The sequence below is a fragment of the Proteus sp. G2669 genome, from assembly GCF_009915245.1.
GTDB lineage: Bacteria > Pseudomonadota > Gammaproteobacteria > Enterobacterales > Enterobacteriaceae > Proteus.
The window spans coordinates 20,476-28,191 of the sequence record NZ_JAABLX010000009.1 but is presented as its reverse complement, the minus strand read 5'-3'; the positions used below and the strand labels follow the sequence as shown (position 1 = coordinate 28,191).

Below are 7,716 nucleotides of genomic sequence, written 5' to 3'. Positions count from 1 at the left end.
TTAGGTAAGGAGGTGATCCAACCGCAGGTTCCCCTACGGTTACCTTGTTACGACTTCACCCCAGTCATGAATCACAAAGTGGTAAGCGCCCTCCCGAAGGTTAAGCTACCTACTTCTTTTGCAACCCACTCCCATGGTGTGACGGGCGGTGTGTACAAGGCCCGGGAACGTATTCACCGTAGCATTCTGATCTACGATTACTAGCGATTCCGACTTCATGGAGTCGAGTTGCAGACTCCAATCCGGACTACGACAGACTTTATGAGTTCCGCTTGCTCTCGCGAGGTCGCTTCTCTTTGTATCTGCCATTGTAGCACGTGTGTAGCCCTACTCGTAAGGGCCATGATGACTTGACGTCATCCCCACCTTCCTCCGGTTTATCACCGGCAGTCTCCTTTGAGTTCCCGCCATCACGCGCTGGCAACAAAGGATAAGGGTTGCGCTCGTTGCGGGACTTAACCCAACATTTCACAACACGAGCTGACGACAGCCATGCAGCACCTGTCTCAGAGTTCCCGAAGGCACTCCTCTATCTCTAAAGGATTCTCTGGATGTCAAGAGTAGGTAAGGTTCTTCGCGTTGCATCGAATTAAACCACATGCTCCACCGCTTGTGCGGGCCCCCGTCAATTCATTTGAGTTTTAACCTTGCGGCCGTACTCCCCAGGCGGTCGATTTAACGCGTTAGCTCCAGAAGCCACGGTTCAAGACCACAACCTCTAAATCGACATCGTTTACAGCGTGGACTACCAGGGTATCTAATCCTGTTTGCTCCCCACGCTTTCGCACCTGAGCGTCAGTCTTTGTCCAGGGGGCCGCCTTCGCCACCGGTATTCCTCCACATCTCTACGCATTTCACCGCTACACATGGAATTCTACCCCCCTCTACAAGACTCTAGCCAACCAGTTTCAGATGCAATTCCCAAGTTAAGCTCGGGGCTTTCACATCTGACTTAATTGACCGCCTGCGTGCGCTTTACGCCCAGTAATTCCGATTAACGCTTGCACCCTCCGTATTACCGCGGCTGCTGGCACGGAGTTAGCCGGTGCTTCTTCTGCGGGTAACGTCAATTGATAAAGGTATTAACTTTATCACCTTCCTCCCCGCTGAAAGTACTTTACAACCCTAAGGCCTTCTTCATACACGCGGCATGGCTGCATCAGGCTTGCGCCCATTGTGCAATATTCCCCACTGCTGCCTCCCGTAGGAGTCTGGGCCGTGTCTCAGTCCCAGTGTGGCTGATCATCCTCTCAGACCAGCTAGAGATCGTCGCCTAGGTGAGCCATTACCTCACCTACTAGCTAATCCCATATGGGTTCATCCGATAGCGCAAGGTCCGAAGAGCCCCTGCTTTGGTCCGTAGACGTCATGCGGTATTAGCCACCGTTTCCAGTAGTTATCCCCCTCTATCGGGCAGATCCCCATACATTACTCACCCGTCCGCCGCTCGTCAGCAAGAAAGCAAGCTTTCTCCTGTTACCGCTCGACTTGCATGTGTTAGGCCTGCCGCCAGCGTTCAATCTGAGCCATGATCAAACTCTTCAATTAAAAGTGTTTGATGCTCAAAGAAATCGAAAACTTAGCTATTCATAAATGAATTTACTTTTGTTGTTCACTCTTCAAGACTTGATACATCTAATATTTTAGAAGATATCGTCTCTGCGAGTGCCCACACAGATTGTCTGATAATTTGTTAAAGAGCAGTGCAACATTCGCTGCCGTTTCCGGTCTTCTGCGTTGTTGCGAGGAGGCGTATATTACGTTATTCCTCTGAAGAGTCAAGAGTTTTTTCAAACTTTTTTCTTTTCTCTTCGCTGTCCTTCGTGGCTGTTGTCAGCTCATCGTCGGTCAGTGGATGCGCATTATAGGGAGATCTCGGATTAGCGCAAGTGTTTATTTCAATTTTTTTTCTGTTCGTTCTCTTTTTGAACTTTGCGTCTATTTTTGATACTAAAAACACTTTTTGAGTACAAAAAATATACGCCTTATCTTTTTATTGTCTATTCGGTATATTCTATCAATCATGCTTAATTGCTCTGCTTCTACTTTTAGTATCGTATTTTCGATCTTCATAGTAACGAATAGCAAGGATCATTCTCTCGTCAACTCCCCCTATCCACTGCTATGCTTTTCTTATATACAAAGCAAAATCAAGTACGAGGCAAATTATGGGGAAATCAACAATTCGGAACTACTTAAATCTTTCACCTTCTATTGGTAAAGATGTTTTTATCGACGAGACTGCAACAGTTATTGGCGATGTACGCATTAGTAAAGATGTCAGTATCTGGCCGATGGTGGTTATTCGAGGTGATGTGAATTACATAAGTATTGGAGAAAGATCAAATATCCAAGATGGTTCCGTTCTTCATGTCACTCATATTTCTCACAATGATCCTGAAGGTTTTCCTCTTATTATTGGTGATAATGTTACTGTTGGACATAAAGCAATGTTACACGGATGCACAATAGGTAATCGAGTGTTAGTTGGAATGGGATCTATTTTACTTGATGGTGCAATTATTGAAGATGATGTCATGATTGGTGCTGGCAGTTTAGTTCCACCAGGAAAACGGCTTGAGAGTGGTTTTCTTTACTTAGGTAGTCCTGTTAAAAAAATCCGTCCACTCTCATCAGAAGAAATAGAGCACTTTATTTATTCTGCTAATAATTATGTTGGGTGGAAAAATAATTATTTAGATACTCATCAATCAGCCATTGATAAAGAATAAATAGGATGAAGAGTTGATAACTCATATTCAGTGATCAGCTCTTCAAATTCTTCTTCAATGTTCCAACGATTTTGTTTAAATAATAAAATTCCGTCTCCAACACCAAAACGCTCAATAAGCTCTTGCTCTGTAATTTGACAATTAAAAAGCATTCCATTGATCATAACAGGAAACAGAACACTATTACTCTCAGCTAGCCATGTTTCACGATCTGGAAATTGAATAGACTGGTTCATTGATTCAATTTTTCTCTTAATACAGTTAAAACAGGATTAATATCTGGTACACGCTCATACCATAGTTCAAATGCATAGGCTGCTTGCCCTACCAGCATACCTAATCCATCAGATAAACGTGTGCTGCCATGTTTTAATGCGTTGTATAAAAATGATGTCATTCCTGCTTGATAATAAAGATCGTAGCAAGCTGTTTCAAAACCATAAACATCATTAGGGATAGGTGGTAAATCATTAATCATGCTAGATGCAGATGCATTTATGATTAAATCATAATGTTTATCAGCAACATCTTCGGGGACTATCGCTCTAATTGTACCAAATTGACCAAATTCTTTTACCAGTTGCTCAGCTTTGGCGAATGTACGATTAGTCAAGGTAATATCACAATCATAATCAAGTAATGGAAGCAATATTCCTCTCGTTGCACCACCAGCGCCAATCACCAAAACGGAGCTAACTTTGCCAGGTACAATAAAATCAAGTCTGGCTAAATCCAAAATAAGCCCTTGTCCATCGGTATTATCACCAAGAAGTGTGCCATCATCCAGTTTAACAATAGAGTTAACAGCACCACATCCTTTTGCTCTATCTGTTAATTTATCAACAAAACGAAAAGCATCTTCTTTAAAAGGGACGGTAACATTAGCACCTCGTCCCCCATTCGCGAAAAACTGAGACGCTGTTTTATCAAATTCATTCAAAGGAACAAGTAAACGTCCATAGCCATACTCTATTCCAGTTTGTTTTGAAAAAAACTGATGAATGAAAGGTGATTGGCTATGTTCGACAGGATTTCCCATCACTAAATATTTTTCCATCAAAATCACCCTTGTCGATATAGTTCACCCGTTAATGCATCTCGAATTTCAGAAGGATTTTGTCTACCGCCAACATCGCCTTCAACAATAGGAATGATATCCTGAAATTGTTCTCTTACTTCTTCAACCGTACGACATGGTGGCAATCCACTTAAATTAGCGCTAGTCGAAACTAAAGGTTTTCCATAAGTTAAACATAGCTCTTTAACAATCGCATGGTCAGTCACTCTCACAGCCAAAGAAGAAAACTTGCCAGTTAACCACTTTGGTGTCGTTGATTTGGCAGGAATAACCCATGTAACTGGCCCTGGCCAAGATGCAAACATTCTGTCTCGCTGAGTATGTGTTAATGCACTATCATCAATGTAAGGTTTTAGTTGCTCATAATTATCAGCAATTAAAATTAATCCTTTCTCAATTGAACGTTGTTTTAATGCTAATAAGTCCATAACAGCGTGTTCACTATCAGGATCACAACCGACCCCGAATACAGCCTCTGTTGGATATGCGATAACTTTATTATTTTGTAGTGCTTCTATAATAGTGTTGTTTACAGGTGATACTTCGTTATTCATGTTCTTCTCTTTTTGTTTGCGGCTTCCCACATAATTTGCTGGCGCACACTAATCTTACTCCCTGAGAAGACCTTTTTTCCATCAATAATAGATAATGACAATACTCACACTCGCCATTAACAGGTTTATTATTTAATACAAATTGACATTCTGGATATTGGTTACAAGCATAAAATGTTTTACCAAACCGAGACTTACGTTGTAATAGTTTTCCTTTTTCACATTGAGGACAAGGAATAATAGTTTCATCTGGTTTATCAATTTGTTCTATGTGTTCACATTCTGGGTAATTACTACAACCAATAAACATTCCAAATTTACCCTGGCGCAACACTAAATCTGCGCCACAACATTGACAAGGTTGCCCTTCTAATACTTTTATAATTTGACCATCACCTTGCGGCTTTAATGTTTTTATATAGTGGCATTCAGGATAAGCAGAACATCCTAGAAAAGGGCCATGACCACCATTTTTCATGACCAATTCACTACCACATTCAGGGCATTTTTCCTGTTTAGGGTGCTGTGTAAACGGCATATTTTTTGCCATTGTTTTACCTCATACACTTATTCCAATCGAGTATAGCCACCAGCCACAATAACGACTTTTTCTATAAGCTCAAGTTCTAATAAAAGAGGAGCTAATTCAGATGTTGATAATCCACTATCATGAGCAATAACATCAATGGGTACTATTTCATTAAAACGTAAAAAGGGTAATATCATATCAATTGCTTGTTGTTGATTTGGTGTCAGTGGATCTATTTGAACATCCTTTTTTTTATTCTCAGGAACCTGTATAAACTTTTCGACTATCGACTCTTGTGGAGATTCATAATCACTAGTAAGCCACTGCAATGAACTATTTAAATATTCTAAAATATCATCTGGTGAAGATGCTAAATTTGCACCTTGCTTAATCAGTTGATGATTTCCTTCAAAATGAATATCCCCTAATAGCCCTGGTAAAACAAATAATTCCTTACCTTGTTGCAATGCATAGTTGGCTGTAATCAAAGAACCACTTTTAATCCCGGCTTCAATAATGAGCAATGTAGCACTTAACCCACTAATAATTCGATTACGTTGAGGGAAATGACGAGCTAAAGGCGGAGTCATTGGTAAATGTTCAGAAATTAGAAGGCCAGACTCTTTTATTTGTGTTGCAAGAGTACGATGGAATGAGGGATAAATATGTTCTAAACCACTTCCAAGTACTGCAACAGTGACACCATTATTCTTTAATGCACTTCGATGTCCTATTCCATCAATACCTTGAGCTAACCCACTCGTAATAGTAAATTCTTTCTTTACTAGTTCTTGTGCGAAGTAAGTCGCCCATTTATTGCCGTATGCTGTTGCATTTCGACTACCTATTAATGCAATTTGTGTGCTTATTAAATGTTTTCGATTTCCTGCAACAAAAAGCAAAAGCGGTGGTGATGATATTTGCTTTAATAAAGGTGGGTAATCTGAATCTGTAATAGTTAATAATGATGATTCATTTTTATCTAACCACTTTAATGTATTATTGACAGCATCTGCATGAAGTCTTAAAAATTGATGACTTTGCTGTTCTGACAAGCCACAACTTTTTAATTGTCTATAATTTAGTTGTGAGACTGATTGTAAATACTTTGCAATTTGAATTGCTTTATTAATCGGTAACCTTGAAACAGCATTAAGCCTTATCCATATTTCCCTTGCATCCATGCAGCATTATCCTAATGTTGTTTTTAGCAAACAGGATGAGTGCTAAACACACCAAATACTGTCAATCTAGATAATAAATGTCTAGAATAGACGTTAAATCCTATTCACATTTTAGAAACAGTCCGAATAAATTATGGCAGTGTTACACGTATTACATTATCCAGACGAGCGCCTTCGCACGATTGCAAAACCAGTCGAAAAAGTTGATGCAGAAATTCAAAGAATCATCGATGATATGTTTGAAACGATGTATTTAGAAGAAGGTATTGGTTTAGCTGCGACACAAGTGGATATCCACCAGCGCATAATCGTCATTGATGTCTCTGAAACAAGAGACCAAAGACTGGTATTAATAAACCCTGAGCTTCTTGATGCCGAAGGCGATACTGGTATAGAAGAAGGCTGTTTATCTATCCCAGAACAACGTGCTTTTATTCCTCGTGCTGAGCACGTAAAAGTAAAAGCGCTTGATTACAATGGTCAGCCTTTTGAATTAGAAGCTGATGACTTATTAGCTATCTGTATTCAACATGAAATGGATCATTTAGTTGGTAAACTATTTGTAGATTATTTATCTCCATTAAAACGCCAACGTATCCGTCAAAAAGTTGAGAAACTTGACAAGTTAGATAAAAAAAGAGCTAAAGCAGGACAGTAACAGTTAAATTGAAACAGGAAGAAAACGTGTCTGATTCATTACGTATTATTTTTGCGGGAACACCCGATTTTGCGGCTCGACATTTAGCTGCATTGTTATCAACCCAACATCGTGTGGTGGGAGTAATGACTCCTCCAGATAAACCCGCAGGAAGAGGTAAGAAACTGACTATTAGCCCAGTTAAAGAACTGGCGTTAACTCATGATATTCCTGTTTATCAACCAGCCTCTTTAAAACCAGAAGAGAACCATGAATGGATTATAGAACAACAAGCTGACATTATGATTGTTGTGGCATATGGGATGATCTTACCTAAAGCTGTTCTTGAAATTCCTCGTTTAGGTTGTCTAAATGTACATGGTTCTCTCCTTCCTAAATGGCGTGGCGCCGCACCTATTCAACGCGCTTTATGGGCGGGAGATAAAGAAACGGGTGTCACAATTATGCAAATGGATGTTGGTTTAGACACAGGTGATATGCTGTATAAAGCATCATGTCCAATTACAAATGAAGACACTAGCGCGTCACTTTATGAAAAACTAGCAGAACTCGGCCCTAAAGCGCTAACGACTACACTAGACCTGATTACATCAGGTAAAATAAAAGCCGAAAAACAAGATGATAGTTTAGCGAATTACGCCCAAAAATTATCTAAAGAAGAAGCAAAAATTGATTGGTCATTATCAGCAGAACAAATTGAGCGCTGTATAAGAGCCTTCAACCCATGGCCAATGAGCTTCTTTATGCTAGACGAACAGCCAGTAAAAGTATGGAAAGCACACGTTATTGCAGATGATACAAATCAACCTGTAGGAACTTTATTAAAAGCAGATAAAACAGGTATTTATATTGCGACAGGTAACGGTATTCTAAATATTACTGAATTACAGCCTTCGGGTAAAAAGCCTATGGCTTCTGCTGATTTCCTAAACTCCAAGCGAGATTGGTTCACTCCTGGGAAAATCATTCAATAATAATTCT

General features: G+C 40.0%; 8 protein-coding genes and 1 rRNA gene. 3 read left to right on the top strand and 6 right to left on the bottom strand.

All coding sequences use genetic code 11. The annotated features are described in order from the left end of the window. Positions 1-5: 5 nt before the first annotated feature. Positions 6-1,548: ribosomal RNA gene (locus GWI68_RS01545) — 16S ribosomal RNA — on the bottom strand. 620 nt (positions 1,549-2,168) lie between these two features. Between GWI68_RS01545 and GWI68_RS01540 the strand changes: the two genes are divergently transcribed. Continuing rightward, positions 2,169-2,732, top strand: a complete 564-nt coding sequence (locus GWI68_RS01540; RefSeq protein ID WP_109410197.1) for a gamma carbonic anhydrase family protein — start codon at positions 2,169-2,171, stop codon at positions 2,730-2,732. Here GWI68_RS01540 and GWI68_RS01535 read toward each other — a convergent pair. Genes GWI68_RS01535 through dprA form a run of 5 tightly spaced genes read right to left on the bottom strand, consistent with a single transcriptional unit; the run spans position 2,708 to position 6,077 of the window. After that, positions 2,708-2,968, bottom strand: coding sequence for a DUF1488 domain-containing protein (locus tag GWI68_RS01535; RefSeq protein WP_166539184.1), 261 nt, complete (start codon positions 2,966-2,968; stop codon positions 2,708-2,710). The two genes, GWI68_RS01540 and GWI68_RS01535, sit on opposite strands and share 25 nt — an antisense overlap. Then, a complete protein-coding gene (aroE, locus tag GWI68_RS01530; protein ID WP_166539183.1) occupies positions 2,965-3,789 on the bottom strand; it encodes a shikimate dehydrogenase in 825 nt (274 codons plus the stop codon). Before aroE ends, GWI68_RS01535 begins: the two co-directional genes overlap by 4 nt. Before the next feature lie 5 nt (positions 3,790-3,794). Then, complete coding sequence (gene tsaC / locus GWI68_RS01525; protein ID WP_166539182.1) at positions 3,795-4,364, bottom strand: L-threonylcarbamoyladenylate synthase type 1 TsaC; 570 nt, start codon at positions 4,362-4,364, stop codon at positions 3,795-3,797. After that, positions 4,357-4,914 (bottom strand): topoisomerase DNA-binding C4 zinc finger domain-containing protein, encoded by a 558-nt coding sequence (locus GWI68_RS01520; RefSeq protein ID WP_166539181.1) that lies wholly within the window; start codon positions 4,912-4,914, stop codon positions 4,357-4,359. The genes tsaC and GWI68_RS01520 overlap by 8 nt, the downstream gene beginning before the upstream one ends. A gap of 17 nt (positions 4,915-4,931) precedes the next feature. After that, entirely contained in the window at positions 4,932-6,077 is a 1,146-nt protein-coding gene (gene dprA, locus GWI68_RS01515) for a DNA-processing protein DprA (RefSeq protein WP_109410202.1), read from the bottom strand. Positions 6,078-6,210: 133 nt separating this feature from the next. On the opposite strand from dprA, the gene def reads away from it, so the two are divergent. Then, positions 6,211-6,735 (top strand): peptide deformylase, encoded by a 525-nt coding sequence (def, locus tag GWI68_RS01510; protein ID WP_109410203.1) that lies wholly within the window; start codon positions 6,211-6,213, stop codon positions 6,733-6,735. A 26-nt stretch (positions 6,736-6,761) separates the two neighbouring features. Further along, positions 6,762-7,709, top strand: coding sequence for a methionyl-tRNA formyltransferase (gene fmt / locus GWI68_RS01505; RefSeq protein WP_166539180.1), 948 nt, complete (start codon positions 6,762-6,764; stop codon positions 7,707-7,709). Positions 7,710-7,716: the final 7 nt, after the last annotated feature.